Annotated in this window: 3 protein-coding genes (1 of these 3 only partly in view); all 3 read left to right on the forward strand. The window is 53.7% G+C overall.

The window, feature by feature from the left end:
- Window positions 1–16,669, forward strand: partial view of an Ig-like domain-containing protein gene (locus tag SFSGTM_RS07795; RefSeq protein ID WP_162084666.1) — the 3' portion only. It extends 25,337 nt beyond the left edge of the window; the window shows 16,669 of its 42,006 coding nt (coding positions 25,338–42,006); the start codon falls outside the window, past its left edge; the stop codon is at window positions 16,667–16,669.
- 628 nt (window positions 16,670–17,297) lie between these two features.
- Window positions 17,298–17,576: a hypothetical protein gene (locus SFSGTM_RS07800; RefSeq protein WP_162084667.1), complete on the forward strand. Its 279-nt coding sequence runs from the start codon at window positions 17,298–17,300 to the stop codon at window positions 17,574–17,576.
- A gap of 109 nt (window positions 17,577–17,685) precedes the next feature.
- Entirely contained in the window at window positions 17,686–18,981 is a 1,296-nt protein-coding gene (locus tag SFSGTM_RS07805; protein WP_162084668.1) for a Fic family protein, read from the forward strand.
- Window positions 18,982–18,995: the final 14 nt, after the last annotated feature.

Below are 18,995 nucleotides of genomic sequence, written 5' to 3' on the forward strand. Positions count from 1 at the left end.
TACTACCAAAAATGCTGATGGCAGCAGCACAAATGTAACCCATGACAGCCTGGGTAATATCACCACAACGCAATATGATGCCAGCGGAAACAAGACCAGCGACACTTGGCAAAAAGCCGACGGCAGTAGCGGCACGGACACTTTTAATGCTGACGGATCAAGTTTGGGCTTCACAAAGAATGCAGATGGTTCATCCAGCACCTATACCAATGATGGTAAGGGAAATACGACGGCTGTCACATTCAACGCTTCAGGTGTCCAGACAGGCAGCTCTGCTCAGAATGCCGATGGCAGCGCTAGCTCCAGCACGATCAATGCAGACGGCACATCAAGCAAAACCACAAATGATGGCACGGGCAACATCATTACAATTCAGTACGATGCCAGCGGCAAAGAAACTAGCGACACGTGGAAAATGACCGACGGAAGCTCTGGCTCTGACACCTTCAACGCGGATGGTTCGAGCAGGGGCAATACAATCAACGCAGATAAGAGTTCGAAAAGCTATACGGACGACGGCAAAGGAACAGTGATCACGCTTCAGCTCGATTCGGACAGTGTGCAGATCGATAAGGCTACCGCAATTTCGACGAAGAACGCCGATGGCAGCATGTCGACGATTGCTCATGACACTAATGGTCTGGTTACTACGACACAATACGACGCAAAGGGTAACAAGCTTAGCGATGTTTGGCAGAAGGCTGATGGCAGCAGCGGCGCTGATACCTTTAATGTCGATGGTTCAAGTACCGGTACCACACAGAATGCAGATGGCACGGCTAGCAGTTATGTTAATGACGGTCAAGGTGCTCTTGGCACGACTGATTATAATGCTGTGGGAGTAAAGGTAAGCTATAGCTGGAATAAGAGTGATGGCAGTTCAGGATCTGAGACCTACAATGCAGACGGCAGCATAGTGAGTTCAACACATAACGCAGCCAGCAGCACGGCAGCAACTGCTGTTCCTGGTACAGCGCAATTGTCCGATGCAAGTGTTGGAAAGTCCTGGACAGTCTCGCTGGGCGCAAATTCATCGAGCGATGCCCAGTTCTTCTGGCAACTGGTGCAGGCGCCAGCCGGTGTGACCCTGACGCCTTCCACCACAATTGCGCCAGGTGCTACCGGCGGCTACAGCAATCAGGCCACCTTGAGCTGGACACCAACCGCCGGCAATTTGGCTGACAACACCATCGTCGTGCGTGTGCAGGATGGCCGTGGCGGCGTAATTTACAGCACATACTCGGTGCATGTTGCAGGCGGCAACAATCCGCCTGTGATTGCACCAATTGCAGTTGTTAGTGCCACCGAAGGCCAGGCAATATCGATCCCGGTCTCTGTTTTCGATGCAGATGGATATCCTGTCACCGTCACGGTTCGTAATCTGCCGTCTGGTGCCACCTATGACGCGATCAACGGTCAAATTAACTGGACGCCGACCTATAATCAGGCAGGTACGTACAACAACATAACGATCGTTGCCAATGATGGTAAAACAACCGCAACACAAAGCTTCAATATCACCATTGCTCAAGGTTTTGCAAACCCGATTCTGAATCCAATCCCGGCACAAACCCTGAGCGAAGGCACAAGTTTCGGTCTGCAACTTTACGGCAGCATGCCAGGTGGCATGACTAAAGCAGATGGTTCGACAATTTCGCTTAGTTATAGCGCACCTATGTTACCTGGTGGTGCGACACTCGATCCGAATACCGGCTGGCTCTCGTGGACGCCAGATTATGCTTCTGCAGGTTTGGTCACCGTACCTATCACGTTGATCGCAACTTATACACCGACTGATGGCAGCCAACCAACCACCACATCGGTCACGCAAAATCTGACAATGACTGTGCTGGCAACACCCGTTGCGCCACAGTTTGCGCCTGTTCAAACGTATTTCACGCTTGCAGGCCAGCCGCTGCAAGTTTCCGTGTTCGCTTTTGATCCGGCCAACCCTAACTTCGAACCCGCCATTCAAAATGGTCAGGGCTCACCCGATACGCCTGCGAATGGCACGCCATCGGTTACCTATCAGGTAACAGGTCTGCCGACTGGTGCAACTTTTGATTCTGCGGCTGCGATGATCAACTGGCAGCCAGACTATACCCAGGCTGGCACTTACAACGTTTCAGTCACCGCGACAAGTGATGGCGATGGGACTGGTGTCTCATTGTCGACGACGACCACGATTCCTGTTGTGGTTGAGCTGGTTACTCTGGCACCCGTTATCACACAGATCAGCAATGCGTCACTGGCAGAAGGTTCTACGCTTTCCATCCCGGTTTCTGCGGGCGACCCAAGCGGAAATCCCGTCACCCTTTCGGTCAGCGGGCTGCCGTCTTTTGCCACCTTCACTCAGACAGATACTGGCCAGTTTGCTTCAGGTACATTATCTTTCGCCCCTGGAACTCATCAGCGTGGTGACTACACGATCACCGTTACTGCCAGCGATAATGGCGGCGGCGATCCATCCAAGGTACAGTCGTCTGCGACTACCTTTGTGCTGTCTGCTACCAGCCTCACGGAACCGCCAGTACTGACAGCGCCGCAACAGGTAGTTGCGGTAGCAGGCCAGACGCTGTTGGTGCCTTTGAGCGCCACAGATATGGACCAGGATCCGTTGACTTTCGCAGCTCAAGGGCTACCACCTGGCGCCACCATCGTGCAGGGCACGCAATACGGCCAGGCCTATCTGCAATGGACACCAGCTGCCAATGCGACGCCTGGTAACTATAACGTCAGCCTGACCATCACCGACAGCGGCCTGCCACCAGCTAATACACCGCTGCCGACCGATTTTGTGGCGGTGCCGAATGTGGTCGCAGCCGACCTCAACATCGTGTTAAAGGCCAGCAATACCGCACCGCAAGTGCTACAGGTGCAAACTAATGGTCAGACCGTTGCTGATCAGACAGGACATCCTGGCACCACATTGGTCTCCGCATCTGAAGGCCAGCCAGTATCGGTGAACCTGCTTGCCGTTGATCCAGATGGTGATGTGCTCAACTGGACGGCAAACAGCCTGCCTCCCGGCATGACCATGACCCAGACTGCGGGCAGCAACGGTCAGGCGCAGCTCGTGCTTAACTGGACGCCAGGACTATTAGCCTCACAATCGGCAACATCAGGTAATCCGAACGGTGTGTATACCATGACGGTCACAGCAGGTGACGGCATGGCGCAGGCTGTGCAGACCATACAGTTTACCGTAGCTCATGTTTCACAACCGCCAGTAATCCTGCCGCTGCCGACACAGATCGTCAATGAAGGTAATACGTTGGGTTTCAACCTCAATGCATCTGTCGCTGATGGCAGCACACCAATACTGAGCATGGTACAGGATGCTAACACCCCGGCAGGCGCCAGTTTTGATCCGAAAACAGGCTACTTTGAATGGACACCCGATGCGAATACGGTGAATGAACTGGGTGCAGCAAGCAAAACGTATGCCTTCACCTTCTCGGCCACCAACGGCCCGAACACTGTCTACCAGACCGTGCAGGTACAGGTCGTGCATGTCGATCGCGCACCGCAGATTTTTGTATCTAACCACTCGTTACTGGTTGGTCAGAGTTTCAGTCTGGCCGTCCTCAAAGGAGGAGTCGCATCCAGCACTAACGCATCCGACACCATCGTTGTCAATGATCTGGATGGTATTGCGCAAACCCAGGCGTTGACCGTTGCATTCAGTAATTTGCCGGCAGGTGCCACTTATGATGCGCAGAACGGTTTTGTTAATTGGACGCCAGGGCCAGGTCAGGCAGGCAGCTACCAGGTCAAAGCCAACGTTACCGACAGTTTTGGCACCACCAGTACGTATACCTTTACGCTGCGCGTGGAAGCAGATGCGTCAGCTAATGCACCGACGATCTCCATCAACACCACACCTTCGATGGCCGTGCAGCCTGGGGCTTCAGTGCTCACAACAGTGCGCGCCACCGCCTTTGCTAATATTGCGAGCATACAGGTACAGATTGAAGGTAGCGCTATTGGTGATGCCAGCTGGACCGATGTGCAGCTTAATGGAGCGGGGCAAGTCAGCCTGACGCCAATAGCACCCGGCATAGTCAGCATCCGTGTGATCGCCACCGATGCCGATGGCAATACTTCCACCAAAATCGGCAGCATCCTGGTAGCCGACCCGAATGCCGACAAGGCACCTGCACTTTCATGGGGCGGTGCACTGGTTGGCAACTGGGGCAGCGACGGCAACAACTTGCCACCGATGGTCGTGACCCAGCCGGCATTATTGCAGGCGCAGATCAGCGATGTTCAGTTGATGGGGTGGCAATTACAGATTGCTCAGGCTGGCACTAACCAGTGGAGCACCGTAGCGAGTCAACAGGATAGCGCAACCGTTGCCACAGGTTTGGTTGATCTTGCCACGATAGATCCGTCCATGTTTGCCAACGGCATTTACGAATTGCGTCTGACCGCGCAGAACTTGATCGGCGGCTTGAGCGAGATCGACAGCCGCATCGAGATCAATTCCACAACCAAGAGCCTGACTCAGGCAACAGCAACTGATGCGACATTCCAACTTGGTAGCCATAGTTTCGCCCTTACGCGCACGCTGCCTGTTAATGTTAATAACAGCAACGACATGGGTAACTGGCAATTGCCAGTATTGTCGACGCAATTGTCCAGCGATCAGCCGGCCACCGATAGTCAGGGCGGCACCGCTGCCTGGACTGCTGGTGCGCAGGTATGGCTGCAGGTGCCAGGTTCGTTGACGAATGCGAATACCCCAACCCAGTATCTCAATTTCACGCTGGGTACCAGCAGCCAGCCGCTGTCGAATGCACCCGGCGCGCCTGTTGTGGTTAATCCTGTATTTGGCACCAGCAATGGCTGGACCTTGAGTGCAATCAACGTCGATGCAAATGGTAACCCGATGCCAGGTCAGGTTAACCTGCAGACTGAAGGCAGCAAGTTGTATGATGAAGTGACAGGTATGCCATGGCAACCAACTGCCTTCCAACTGACAGGACTGGATGGTACGCAATACCAGCTGGATGCAAGCGGCAATGTTAATTCGATCACTTTCACCGACGGTCAGCAATGGCAGGTTGGCAGCAGCGGCATCGCGCTGGTGGGCAATGATCCAACTCAGCGTATCGACTTCATGCGCAATGGCGCAGGTCAGATCACCAGTGTGACTGGCCCTGTTGTAAATACCAATAACACCCTAAATCCGTCCAGTGATCAGACCATCGTTTATGAATACGATAGGCAGGGTCGTCTGGAACTGGCAAGACAGTTGGGTAGTACGGGCTTTGGCACGACTTACGGCTACAATACCGATGGCAGCCTGATCACGGCGCCCATCACCGCCAATCTTGGCGAGGCGGCCAACTGGATCACGACAGGTGCGAATGCGGTTGCCAATCCGACCAATACATGGAACGGAACCTTAAGCAGTACGCCTGTCAACCTGAGCTATTTCGTGGGCGACAGTGAAATTGCGTCCACAATTAAGACTGAAGGTGCTGTAGGTGCCGTCATCCTTGCGGTGCAGACCCAGGGCGTGAACGTCAGCCTGAACGTGGCAGGTGCAACTGTGCTGGGCACATCCAGCATAGGCAATGTCACGACCACCTTGATCAGCGTGACCAGTGCGGGCATGAAGTTGTTGAGCCTGACCGGCACGGGGGCTGGTAGCCTGTCGATCTCGGTTGCAGGCGACATGAACCATGACGGCACCGTAGATGGCACAGATTCAGCGTTGCTCTCATCGGCAATCGCCGCGAATAATCCGAATGCTGATCTGCTGGGCAACGGTCAGATAGGTTCTGCTGATACCGAATTGCTTGATGCCAACTATGGTTTTGCTGCAGCCTTGGCACCGCAAGCCATCCCGCAAAGCGGCGCACTGATCACCACCCACGAAAATCTGACTGCGAGCGTAAGTCTGGCTTCGGTTGCTCAGGATTACGAGGGTAATCCAATCTTCTGGACGATAGTGGGTGCCACCAACGGCACAGCTTCCATCAGTGTCGATGGGAAATCGCTGGTCTTCAACCCAACTGCGGGTTACACAGGTCCTGCCACCGTCACACTGCTGGCAGATGATGGTTTTGCCGTCAGTAGCCCGATTACCGTCAACGTCAACGTCAGTGCCGCCAAACTGGTCGCGCTGCATCTGTCGGATCTATCCAGCCTGCAACCGGGACAAAGCGCCTCATTGCATGTAACAGCCGATTTTACCGATCAGACAGGTGTGAGCCTCGATGGTAGTTCTGGTTACTATAATGTGATCGCGCAAAGCTTAGCGCCACTCGGTTATGTAGGGCCTACCGTGGTCACCATGAATTCTGCTGGCACGGTGATTACTGATTTGAATCAGGGCTCAGCGATGTTGACGGTTAGCCACACAGACGCTAGCGGTGAGACGGTACAGACAGCTGAGGCATTTAATACCAATTCGCAAGGTAATACCGCATTCAACCCCGATCTTTACCCGACTGCCCTGACGCTCGTGCCGGGTGGAACCCGGCAGATCAAGGACGTTAATTCGATAGGTGTGGCCAATGCGATCAATCTTGATTTCCCCGTTGGCACACAATATGTCAGCAGTGATAACAGCATTGCCACGGTGGATAGCAATGGCCTGATCACCGGATTGAAAGCTGGTAAGGTCATCATCAGCGTGATTCATCTGACGACGGATACGACAGGGCAGAACATCGGTCAGAGCAATATTACACTGAACGTTCAGGCAGCCCAACTTGTAGATAACAGCGGCACTTCCGCACCTGCCAGCATCGTTGTCAGCGCAGCCAATGGTGGTGCGGTGGCCGATGCGACTGGCGAGACAGTGCTGATCGGTGCAGGTGCATTGGCGCAGGACACGCCTGTCAGCATCAACCAGGTTGATGTGAATAACCTGCAAACAGCTACCGGCATGGCAGCACCCGCTGCAAGCATTTTGCAAACGGTGGGTGCATTCCATCTGGATATGGGCGCAACGGGAACGCAAATTCCTGTGCAGCTGGCCGTCCCAATGCAGGGCAGCAGCGCATTGGCGGCAGGTACGGAAGTCTATTTCTTCCGCAAAGGCACAGTATTGCAACCAGATGGCAGCACCCAGAACACCTGGTGGTTGGTGGATAACGGATACGTCGGTGCCGATGGTGTGGCGCGTACCGCCAGCCTGCCGATGCCGGGGGTGAGTGTGTCGGGAGATTACGCAGTTTGTGCAACGCTTCCGGGTGTTATTTCCAATCCGTATCTCAGTATCGCTGGCGATATTGGCGCAGCAACCGGGGCTATTATGTCTTCGGTTGGGCTGGGTGTGTCATTTGGTATCAATGCAGGGATGGCGACACTGGATATCGTTGGCATCATGCTTTCATCGTCCAGTATCAACGTCAGCGCGTATCATTTTGGTGTGCCGCAATTCTCTACCATAACGATACCGCCAGGTGTACCTTACACCTTGAATCTGGGCGATATTTTACCGCCGGTGGCAGCACCCAATGGTGGCAGTGTTTCGTCACCGAATATCACTACTGCATCGGTAGATTCCTCGGGTAATCTTAATTTCACGTTAGACAATGCGTCACCAGGACAATATGTCGGGACATTGGCCCTACGTGCAATTTACTCGGACGGCACCTATTATCAGTTACCCAACACCTTTGCTGGCGCAGCTGCCAGCATCAGTGTTGCACCGCCCGCCGGCATCGCAGTCGGCTCGGTGAGCTGGCAAGTGGTGCGGTTAATCTCAACCAGCCAATATACTGGTGATGGCAGCCTGACAGACAGTCCGCCTATGGAATTCGCAGGCAATACAGTCAATTTCACCCCTGCACTGTACATTGCGGCCACACTCACGCGCACGGGCATTAACTTTACCAATGAGAATGGCGCTATCATAGGTCAGGCCAATCTGGCGAAAGATGCCACCTTGCTTAATCAGCTAGGCACAAATAATCTGGATGGCACATATCTCACTGGAGAAAAAGTACAGCCTGTCGTCATCAGCGATGACCGCACGCGTTGTTATGTGGGTGGCAAGGGTGTCATATATGAAATTGACACCATCACGGATCAGCTCATTGCGACCATTACCGTTCCTGCAGGCAAGAACATCAGCAGCCTTGCGACCTATGGAAACCTCCTGTTTATAGGAGAAGGGCAGAGCTGGGGCAGTGGTGCCAGTAGCGACCGTCTGCTGGCGATGGACATAGGCGTGGGTAGCAGTACTGAATACAAGATAGTGACACTTCAGAATAGCGGCGTGGAATCTTCGCCACGCGGCGTCTCAGGGATGGCGATCAGTGCCGATGGTTCCACACTGGTGGTTGCCACACCGATTGGGGAAAATGCTTATGGTAGGTCGGAGTCAGGCGCTGCCAAGGGTAATGTTCTGGTATTCGATCTGAACACGTTTGATTTTGCGACTGGCAAGATAGCTGCGCCTGTTATCGCCGCATTGCCAGGAGACGGCATCAGTGGCAAGTCGCCGCAGACCGTAACGGCAACGTCGAACCCGGATCAGTTCCTGATCTCGGACATACAGGATTACGGTCGCGGCCTCGCCACACTGGTGATTACCCGCGATGGTAACGGCACGATTACCGGTGCCGCGATGAATGCGATCCACATGTCTCAGCCAGGTGATGCCATCAAGATTGACAGACTCGACATCCAGCGTGCGCAAAGTGCAGTGCTGGTGACCGTAGGCGGGATCCAGTATGCGATTGTCGCGGACGATAACAATCCTTGGAATGACCCGTATTTTACGGCCATGTTTGAGGTGCCTTACTTCCTTTACCCACCGTACGGCCCCCCTATTGCTTATGGTGGTAGTGTCAGTGCCAAACACGTAGCCGTGGGTGGTAAACTGGGCATCATCCAGGATCCGTTTGGTACCCCAGTATACCTGGGTGCGACGTTGCCGCTGGCAGGTTACGGCATTGATAACCTGTCAGTATCACCCGACAACAACGTATTGATTGGCCAGTTGAATGGGGGCTATAGCCAGCCTTACCAGAGCCAGGCGAATCCTAATCAATCTGTTGCCTGGAATGTAAATACCCTGATTCAGGCTGCGGTGGCAAACTATAACACTGGCACTAGCCTGACCAACCATATCAAGGTTGACCCGAGTGCACAGCAAGTGATTCCGGGTGCGGGGTTTATAGCTGGGACCATGTTTGACAAGCTGTCTGTTAGTGCGTCTGCAACAGGGAATATGGGTGATGTGGTCGGCATAGACCTGAGGTTGCAGGCGGCTATGCAGTTGTTGATTGCTGGTGCCAACAGTAATTATCCGGATAGCCCGAAGCTGTCACCCACTCAGATTGATGAGTTGAAGGCTGCTGTTGCTGCTAATACGCCTTTGGTTAATTTGCCAAATATAAAGGACGATCCTTTGCAAAAAATTGTACAGAATCGTATGGACCAATTAACAAACTTCACAATCGAGATGAAGGACTTGAAGACTTTGACTAACACGAGTAGTCAAATGCAATTGGTTACCACAGCAAGTGGAAATTCGATTCCCTACTCGCGTAAAGCCATTGATAGTACGACCCCTGACGGGCTTAAAACTGACACTTTCAGTCATTCAGGTATTTTGTTTTTTGCGCCGAACATTACTCCGGACGACGAAAATTTATTACGTATGGGAAAGACTCTTGATGACAAGCCCACGCAGACATTCTATTTCAATTTTGACGATGTGCTTAAGCAATCGGCTTCAGGTTATGCGTCTGTGAAAGCGCAGGATTATGCGCATGCGTCCAATACGTTCTTCGGTGACAGACCACTGAATGATCCTGGGTATTCGCCATTCGCTTTGATGGGTGCTGTTGGGGATAAGCAGGAAAATGATGTTTTGGATGTGTATCGTGTAGAGCAAAGGCTGGCGTATCTGGGGTTCCCGGCGATGGGCGCATCCGATGCGGCAGGTTTGCCCACTCAAGCGAATAACCAGATTCAGGATTTCAAGGTGAACGGCGTATGGGGCAGGAGTGAATCGCTTGCAGCCAACCTGTTTAGTGATGTGGTCACTTATACGGGCGGCCAACGTCAACTGGCGCCACATACTAAAAATCGTTCCGCCTACTTCAGCGGTCTGTACGCAATAGCGGACAGTTTCGTCATCAAAGCAGACGGTAGTTTTAATAGCAGTGCGTGGACCAGTACGCCCGGCGCATTTACGACTTGGCTAAACGCCTACAACGCGCCGCACTGGATGAATATCGGCCCGCAGATGCAATTCCAGAATGGGGTGGCGCAAGCCAGCTATTCAATTGCGGGCTGGAACAACTTGCAGATTGGTCAAAGAGCCGAGAGTTATGGCACCAGTTGGATGCGCGACCTGATGGTGTCCAAGCAATACGCCTCACCAACACTGGTGCAATCGGAGTCGTTGTTCAACGGTGGCGTCGATGCCAATCAGGGCTTTACGCCGTTTGAACATGCGACGCATGATCTGGGCATGGCGTTTGATTTGGGGGTATCCAATTACATTGGGGGTGGTGCACAAGGCCGCCAAAATGAACCGATGATTCCAAGTATCGCCCATCTGGCCACAGGATCGTGGAACATTGCCAATGCGGTGAATAATTCCGCACTGTTGTCTGCCATCCAAACACCTCCCGCTCAGAAAAACGACCAGGTGTCAGCCCTGAGAGACTTCCTGTCCTTGTACGCAGTGACCCAACGTGACGGGTGGGCGGCCCTGGCCCAGCACGTCGTCAACGGTACGGCGGTACTCAGTGACCTGTTCGGCAACGGCACGCAAAGTGGCGGACTGATTTCGAGCTTCATAATTGGCGGCACAGGAACCCAGAACCCATATACCAATATACACAAGGTGTTGAAAAGTCTTGGTATTGCCACCAGCCCTAACGTTATAAATCACAACTCGCACTTCCACATATATTTGCGTATACCCACGGCCGTGGGAATCGACACCACTCAGCATTTGCTGGCCGATGGTTCATCGGCATCAACGACAGATTTGGCAACGCCCATTGCAACCCTGCAAACAGCAGCACAAGGGTTGCTGGGCTACGCCCAAACCATAACCAATACAGGAGAAGAACTCATGTTTACTATGGATGTGCCCTATGTGCCGGCGCAGAATGCACCTATCGTTATGGCGCAAGCTGCCGCCCCGGGCGCGAGTGCTACACCCCAACCCGATTACATCCTAAAAGATTGTCAGGAAGTTTCAAGCTCACCCCCATCGTGGTCTGCCATGCGCAGTGTTGACCCTGCAGGCGCGCTCCAAGATTACATAGAAAATTATCAAGTCCATCATGCCATTGATCTAGCGACTATCAAAAATATCACTTTGCTGAAAGGCACAACTCATGGGACACTTTCTGCAGAAGTCGATACTGCGGGGTTTACTTCTTATTACTACGACCCAGTGCCGGGTTACGACGGCAAGGACAGGGCGGTCTTCATGGTTGAGTATCAAGGCAAACTTTACAAAATTGTGATAAACCTTGTTGTGTCTATTCTGGTTGATGAGCATGACGGAACACCGCCAGTATGCCCACCTCCCACGCTTATCAAGGTCAATGGCAAGCCGGTTTCAGGTTCATCCAGCCTTAGTACCGGCATCACCGTCACCGTCGCCGACCTCCCCGGCGGAGCCGTCGGCCAGACCACCGGCACGAGCATCACCCTCGACACCAACGCCGCAGGCTACGGCTGGTATGTCGACCCGAACCCTGCGGCTAACACCGACTTCCTGCCAACCAGCAACCCTGACGTATGGATGGCAAAGGCGGGTAGTGCAGCTGCAGGCAAGATGGATATGCTCAGCGTATTGCTGCACGAGTACGGCCATGCGCTGGGGCTCGATCACAGCGCCAACCCCAACGACTTCATGGCGCCCGACCTCCAGCCCGGCGAGCGCCGCCTGCCGAGTGCAGCAGAACTCGCGCAGCTGAGTCAATTCGCCACGCAGCTTGCGTCAGGTAACAGCACACCGAATAATCCGACTTCACCCACGCTGCCCGTGGGAGCGGCTCTGAGCGCCTTGTTGATCGGACGCCTGCGCCGCACCGATTACGGCGCCTGGTCGCCCGTCATCGACAACGTACAAATTCCCGCACCCATTCCTAAGCTTGAGCTTGCCATCAACCCCACCCTGGTCGGACTGGGCAGCCCTGTAGGCTGGACGACCCAAGGCAAAGTCACCACCGACAGCACTGGCACCGCCACGCTTAAAAACAGCACCAATGCCGATGCCCAACTGTCGCAAGCCTTTAACATCACCAGTCAGGACCATTATATTGAATTCACCGTAGCCAATGGCCTGCAACAGACCGGCACCGGTCCCGCAGACGCCTTCGAAGTCGCCCTCGACAATGCCGTCACTGGCACGGCGCTGGTCGGCACCGATGGCCTCACCAACAGCGACAGCCTGCTGAACATCCAGGCTGACGGCACCACCCATACCGCCTCTTCTGTTTACAAGAGCGTCAATGCTGACGGCACCACCACCTACGTGATTGACCTGCAAAGCGCACTAGGCAGCGGCGCTGTCACCAGCGCGCCGGCTGCATTGTCTTTCGACCTGATCGGCTTCGGCAACTCGCAAAGTCAGGTCAGCATCCGCGACATCCAGTTGCTGCAAACACCGCTGGCACTGAACGAAAAGCTGAGCACCAATGAAGATGCGGCCGTCAACATCAACCCGCTGGCTGCAAACCCAATCGCAGCTGGCACTACGCCGCAGCTGAACATCACGCAGCAACCTGCCAACGGCATGTTGACCCAGAATGCAGACGGCAGCTACGCCTTTGTTCCGAACACGCACTTCTTCGGAACAGACAGCTTCCAGTACAGCTACACGGTGAACGGACAGACATCCAATGTCGCCACGGTCAACATCACCGTCAACGAAGTCGCCTATCCGCCAGTGGGCGCCAACAGCAGCGCAGCAGCCACTGCCGGCAAGCCATATACGTTTGATCCGCTAGCGGGCGCAGCCGACATCAACGGCAATGCCATGACCGCCGTACTCGACACGCCGCCCGCCAACGGCACCATTGCGCAGAATGCGGACGGCACCTGGACCTACACGGCGAGCGCAAGCTATGTCGGCCCAGATAGCATGGTCTACCACATCGCAGACGGACAGGCCAACTCAACACCGATCACCGCAAGCTTCACGGTTCAGCCTGCCCACCATGCCCCTGTTGCCAGCGACAGCGTCGTACAGCTTCAAGAAAACGGCAGCCTGCTGATCAACCTTGCCAACTATGGTGTTGATGAGGATGGTAACCCGATGACAGGGAGCGTCACCGCTCAGCCCATCAACGGCACGTTGACGCAAAACACTGATGGCACCTACACCTATACGCCAGCAGCAGGCTACTATGGTCATGACAGTTTGAATTTCGTGCTAAGCGATGCATACCTCAGCTCGCAGCAGGCAACCCTCACACTGGATGTCACCCCGGTATTGGCGAATAGCAGCCTGAGCCTGAACGAAGCGGGAAGCATCCTATTCAATCCAACAGCCAGCCAGAACCCAAGTGCACCGCTGACCGCAAGCGTCATTGCCCAGCCTGCCAACGGCACGATCTTGGTCAATGCGGATGGCACATGGACCTACACGCCGAAAGTGCCTTTCTACGGCGTCGACAGCTTCAGCTATCAGGTCAATGACGGCACCGACAATTCCAATGTCGCCACCGTCAACTTAAGCATCGTTCATCCGGCACCCGTACTTGCCAACAGCAGCGCGACGCTGAACGAAGATGCCAGCCTCAACCTGAATCTGACGGCCAATGTCGTCGACGTTCCGGGCTATACCTTGAGCACACAGATTGGCACGCAACCTGCACACGGCATAGTCACACAGAATGCAGATGGCACCTGGACCTATACACCGAAGCAGTATTTCTTCGGCACCGACACGTTCACTTATGCGGTAAGCGACGGTGTTGCCAGTTCCAACCTGGCAACAGTCCAACTCACCGTCAACAAGATCGAAATCGCACCGACTGCAGCAAACTCTGTCGTCACCGGCACAGAAAACACTCCTCTTGTCCTCACCTGGGGCAATTTCGCAGTGAACGACGTCAATGGCGATCCTGTTTCCATCGTTATTTCCGCACTCCCTGCGGCAGGCCAACTGCAAAGCCTGCAAGCCGACGGATCATGGGCAGCGGTAGCCGTGGGGGCTACCTTCAATCAGGCGGCGATCGATGCTGGCAGCCTGCGCTTCGTACCTGAACAGTACGCCTCAGGCGGCCCGGGCTACAGTCTCGTGGGTGACGGCAACATGCACCAGACTTATGCCGCTTTCGGCTACACTGCAACTGACGGTATCCTCAACAGCAACGCAGCATTGGTCAATATCAACATTACCGCCGTTGCGACTGCGCCAACCCTTGCACTCGGCCCACTCAGCGCCACCCGGCAGCTGTTCGACACCAGCTGGGAAGATGCGCCTGGATCGACAACAAACCTGCAACCTGTGCTGGTCAAGGGCAGCGTACTGGACGGCTGGAGCCTGATCACCCAGCATCATCAGCACTGGAAACATCGGGGTGGTTTTGAAATGTGGACCAGTGGCGATAAAATGAAGGCAGCCAATGGCCAGACCTACGCAGTCAGCGCAGCCGCGGGGGACGGCAGCAAATTCCTCGAACTCAGTGGTGCTAATGATGAGACCCATAGCCAAACACTGGGCATCAGCCGCCAAGTGAGCACCGTTGCTGGCGACACCTACGCACTCAGCTTTGATCTGGCTGGCCAGCCAGGCTTTGATGCCGGCGCGGCCAGCATCAGCATCCTGCTCGACGGCAAACAGATCGCAAGCTTTGACCCCACCAGCCCCGACGCAGCACTTAACTGGCAACATGCCAACATCAGCTTCGTTGGTAACGGCAGCCCACAGACCATCAGCATCGTTACCACCCACAGCTGTGGTGACGACAGAGCCGCAGGCACAATGCTCGACAACATCGCACTCAGCCAGATACAGCCGCTGGACACAGGCAATCAAGGCAACAGCATTGCATTGCAAAGCATCAAAGCCGCCCTGATCGACACCGACGGCTCCGAAACCCTGCAGCTTGCACTGTCCGGCATGCCGATGGGCAGCATACTAACCGACGGCACAAACAGCTACACGACTACCGCAGCCCAGCCAGTCGCCAACATCACCGGCTGGAACACTGGCACACTGTCGATTACACCCCCTGCGGACTACAACGGCACACTGACCCTGCAAATCACCGCAACAGCAGCAGAATCAGTGGGCGGCAGCACCGCCAGCGTCAGCCAGAACCTCACCGTAGCAGTTGACGCCATTGCCCAGACACCCACGCTCACACTCAGCCCACCTACAGACAGTGTCAGCCGCAGCCTGATCTCCACCAGCTGGGAAGACGTGAACAATACCGGCAGCGGCGCCACCGTCATCACCAACACTCAATTGGACGGATGGCGCATACTGCCAGTCGCCGGTAAAATGAAAGCTGCCTTTGAAGTCTGGCGCAACGGCGACCTGATGAGCAACGCCCAGGGCAAAACCCAAAGCGTGCAAGATGCAAGCAGCGCAGGCCAGCAATGGCTGGGACTGACCAACGGCGTTGGCACCAGATACCAGTCGCCTGGTATCGCACAAAGCATCAACACCATCGCCGGTGCCCAATACACCTTCAGCCTCGACTACGCAGGTCAACTGGGCTTAACCAGTGCCAACACCCAGATCGGCGTCTACCTTGACGGCCAGCTGCTGGGCAACTACAGCAACACCAGCATCAACAGCCTCAACTGGCAAACGCTCAACTACAGCTTTAAAGGAGATGGTGCAACACACACCCTAAGCGTACAACTGATCAACGGCACCAACACCAGCACTGCCCGCGGCGCGATGATCGATGCGTTAAGCCTCATCGAAACCCTGCCGCAAAGTGCAAGCACCATATACGGCTTTACTGGCAGCCCGATCACCTTACCGCAGATCTCGGACCAACTGACAGCGAACGACCCTGGCCAGCTCATCACCACCCTGCAGGGCTTACCAGCAGGCACGGTAGTGAGCGACGGCAAGAACAGCGTCACCATAAAGGGCGACGACACCGCATTCAACATTACCGGCTGGAACCTTAACAGCCTGACCCTGACCGTATCGACCAACCAGCAAGCAGGTGAGGGAGAGGATAACAACAATTGCACCACCCTCAACCTCCAGGTAGTCGCCACCAGCGTGGAATCAGCCAATGGATCCATGGCAAGCATAACGAAAAACATAACAGTACAACTGCTGAGCGGAAAAGCATGCGTCACACCAGTGGGTGTAAACCCCTATGTGAGCTACATCAACAACCCGTCCAGCACACAGATACTGAAGCCACAGAGCAACCAGATCATCGTTGCAAGCGGGCTCGTACCCGTGAGCAGCCGTTACGCCATGACCGATCCGATGCAACAGTGGAGCACATTTATTGACCTGAATAATGATACGGACAGTGAACCGGATCAGGATAGAATCAAACCAGTATTGGACTGGCGTGCCAACCCGGAAGACTTCATCTTTGATGATGGAGAGGGTGACAGGAAAGATGCCAGATCCAGCTGGTTGACTGGATTCCTCGGTGCAGACAAAACGACTGGGCAGGATGCGGCAACGCTGTGCAATCTGTCGGTGAGTCTGAATAAAGATGGTTCGAAGTCGCTGTGAGCGAGAGGAAGAGGCTGGGGGTGTCGAGCGAATTGCTTGGATCCGTTGAATATTCCAAGAGACGCTCGGAGTCCTTCAGTTCAGTTCGCTCTTGGCTGGTCGAACACGGTAAATTTGTTCTTATGAAGTTTATCCATAAAATCAACAAAAGCAGATTATTCTGTACGGCAAAGGAATCAATGAGTTACAAGGAGAACAAATTTGCCCTGGCTGGTCGAAGGCTTAGCCTTGAACGGATTGACTCAGTGTGTCCTTAAGCATCAACCCGAATGAAGCAGAGAGTTTACAGTGCAGGCTCAAGAAGTATCGCGAGAGGATTTTATGTACAAGAATAATTATTTGCACCCACGCACGTTAATATTGATTCATGTCATTGCACTGCTTTTGATCGTCGGCAACCGAATGTGTTGTAATGGCCGCCAAGAGTGTTGCCATGCAGGTATTCCAGAATATCCATTTCATAAAATAAGCCCCAATCAATTATGTTAAATGGCGTTCTTTATCTTCTATTCCTACTTCTTTTATTTTCTTCTATGTTCGTAGTTGCAAGAAAAGTTACTTTGAATTAGATGTCACATGCGACCGACCGATTGTGGCCAATTGTTACTGGTCACAACAGTCTGCTTTCTTGCTGGATATTTTATACCGCGACCTGCAGCTGATGGCACACAGCCGTCCATCGACCTGCGTGATATCCTACCTGAAAGTCGAACTTCAAGCCCGTAAAGATTTTGAAAGTGATTCAGCCCAAACAAACTGGGTTGCTTGTATCGTATCTGCAGGGTGGCTGGTTTATATCGTAACGGGTGGCGGTTTTGCGATTGGATTCGCTGGCGGGTTTCAATTGGAATTACTGGCGGGTTTGGGGTGTAATATGCATAGAAAAGTTCGGCTTGAACTTCAGTAAAACCATCGGCACTGATATCGGCAGAACTATCGCGTTATCTCATGCTAACTATTTAATTATTTATGGACTATAATCGGCACAGTCATCGGCAAATATAGAGGGAAAAGTGATGGAACTATACGACGACCCAGCTCAGATGGAACCGCTAGTTATCGATAGCTCTCGACCTGCCTACGATGCGCTAATCGGGCTTGCTCACGAGCTGTCAGAAGCTTCTGCCTGCTTGGATGCTGCACTCGCTCCAGCGACCGCGAAAAGTCTCTCTGAGCTTGTCTCGGGGATGAACTGTTACTACTCGAACTTGATCGAGGGTCATCACACCCTACCAATTGATATCGAGAAAGCACTGTTCGAAGTAAAGGAGCAGGTAGCACAACAGGACTTGCAGAATCTTGCAGTTGCTCACATCGAGGCTGATCGATGGGCAAAATCACAGTCGCTCAACAAAAGCTCTCTACTACCCTTTATCCTCGAAGTTCACCAACGCTTCTGCGAGCGCTTGCCGAAGGAAATGCTGAAGCTCAAGGACGGGAGCTACATGGATCCTGGAATATTCCGTGAGAGAGATGTCAGTGTAGGCATACATGTAGCACCAAGAGCAGACATGCTTAATCGCTTCTTGGAACGCTTCACAGAGGTTTACGGTCTCCGCCTCGAATGGTCAAAAAAAGGAGGAATAAGCAAATTAGACGGCATTCTTACAACTTTCGCAGCCCATCATCGAATTGTGTGGATTCACCCTTTTCTTGACGGAAACGGTCGCGTTGCGCGGATCACCATCGACGCAATGCTCCGAGAATGTGGCGTAAATTGCGCATGTCTGTGGTCGATATCCAGAGGGTTCGCGAAAACAGCGGAAGAATACAAGGCGAAACTGGCTGGAGCCGACCAGCCTAGAATGGGCGATCTTGATGGACGTGGAAACCTGTCCGAAAAACGGCTGGCAGAGTTTTGTGAGTACGCCATGCAAACAGCCATTGATCAGGCAAAATTCATGGCTCGGATGTTCGCACTCGACAACTTCAGGTTCAGAGCCGAACATTTTTTCCAGAAAGTGCGGTTCGACCTCAAACCTGAGTCTGCATACCTCTTCATCCATGCCTTCGCTACTGGAGAGTTTGAGCGCATGGAGGCAAGCCGTCTCACCGGCCTTCCAGAAAGGACAGCGAGAGACGTGCTTAACGCGCTCGTCATCGAAGGATTTCTTGTCTCAGATACTCCGCGAGGAAAGGTTCGAGTCGGATTTCCTATGCATGCTCTCGGGTCTCTATTGCCTAACCTCTATCCAGCAGGTGATCTTGACGTGGATCCACAAGCGCTAAGACAGCTTATCAAAGCAGACAAAGCAGACAAAGCCAGTGCTGCTGCGAGAAATGTGCTTGTTCACAATATGAAGATTAAGTAGCGGTGGGCAAGGGC

It is taken from the genome of Sulfuriferula nivalis, assembly GCF_009937995.1.
Classification (GTDB): domain Bacteria; phylum Pseudomonadota; class Gammaproteobacteria; order Burkholderiales; family Sulfuriferulaceae; genus Sulfuriferula; species Sulfuriferula nivalis.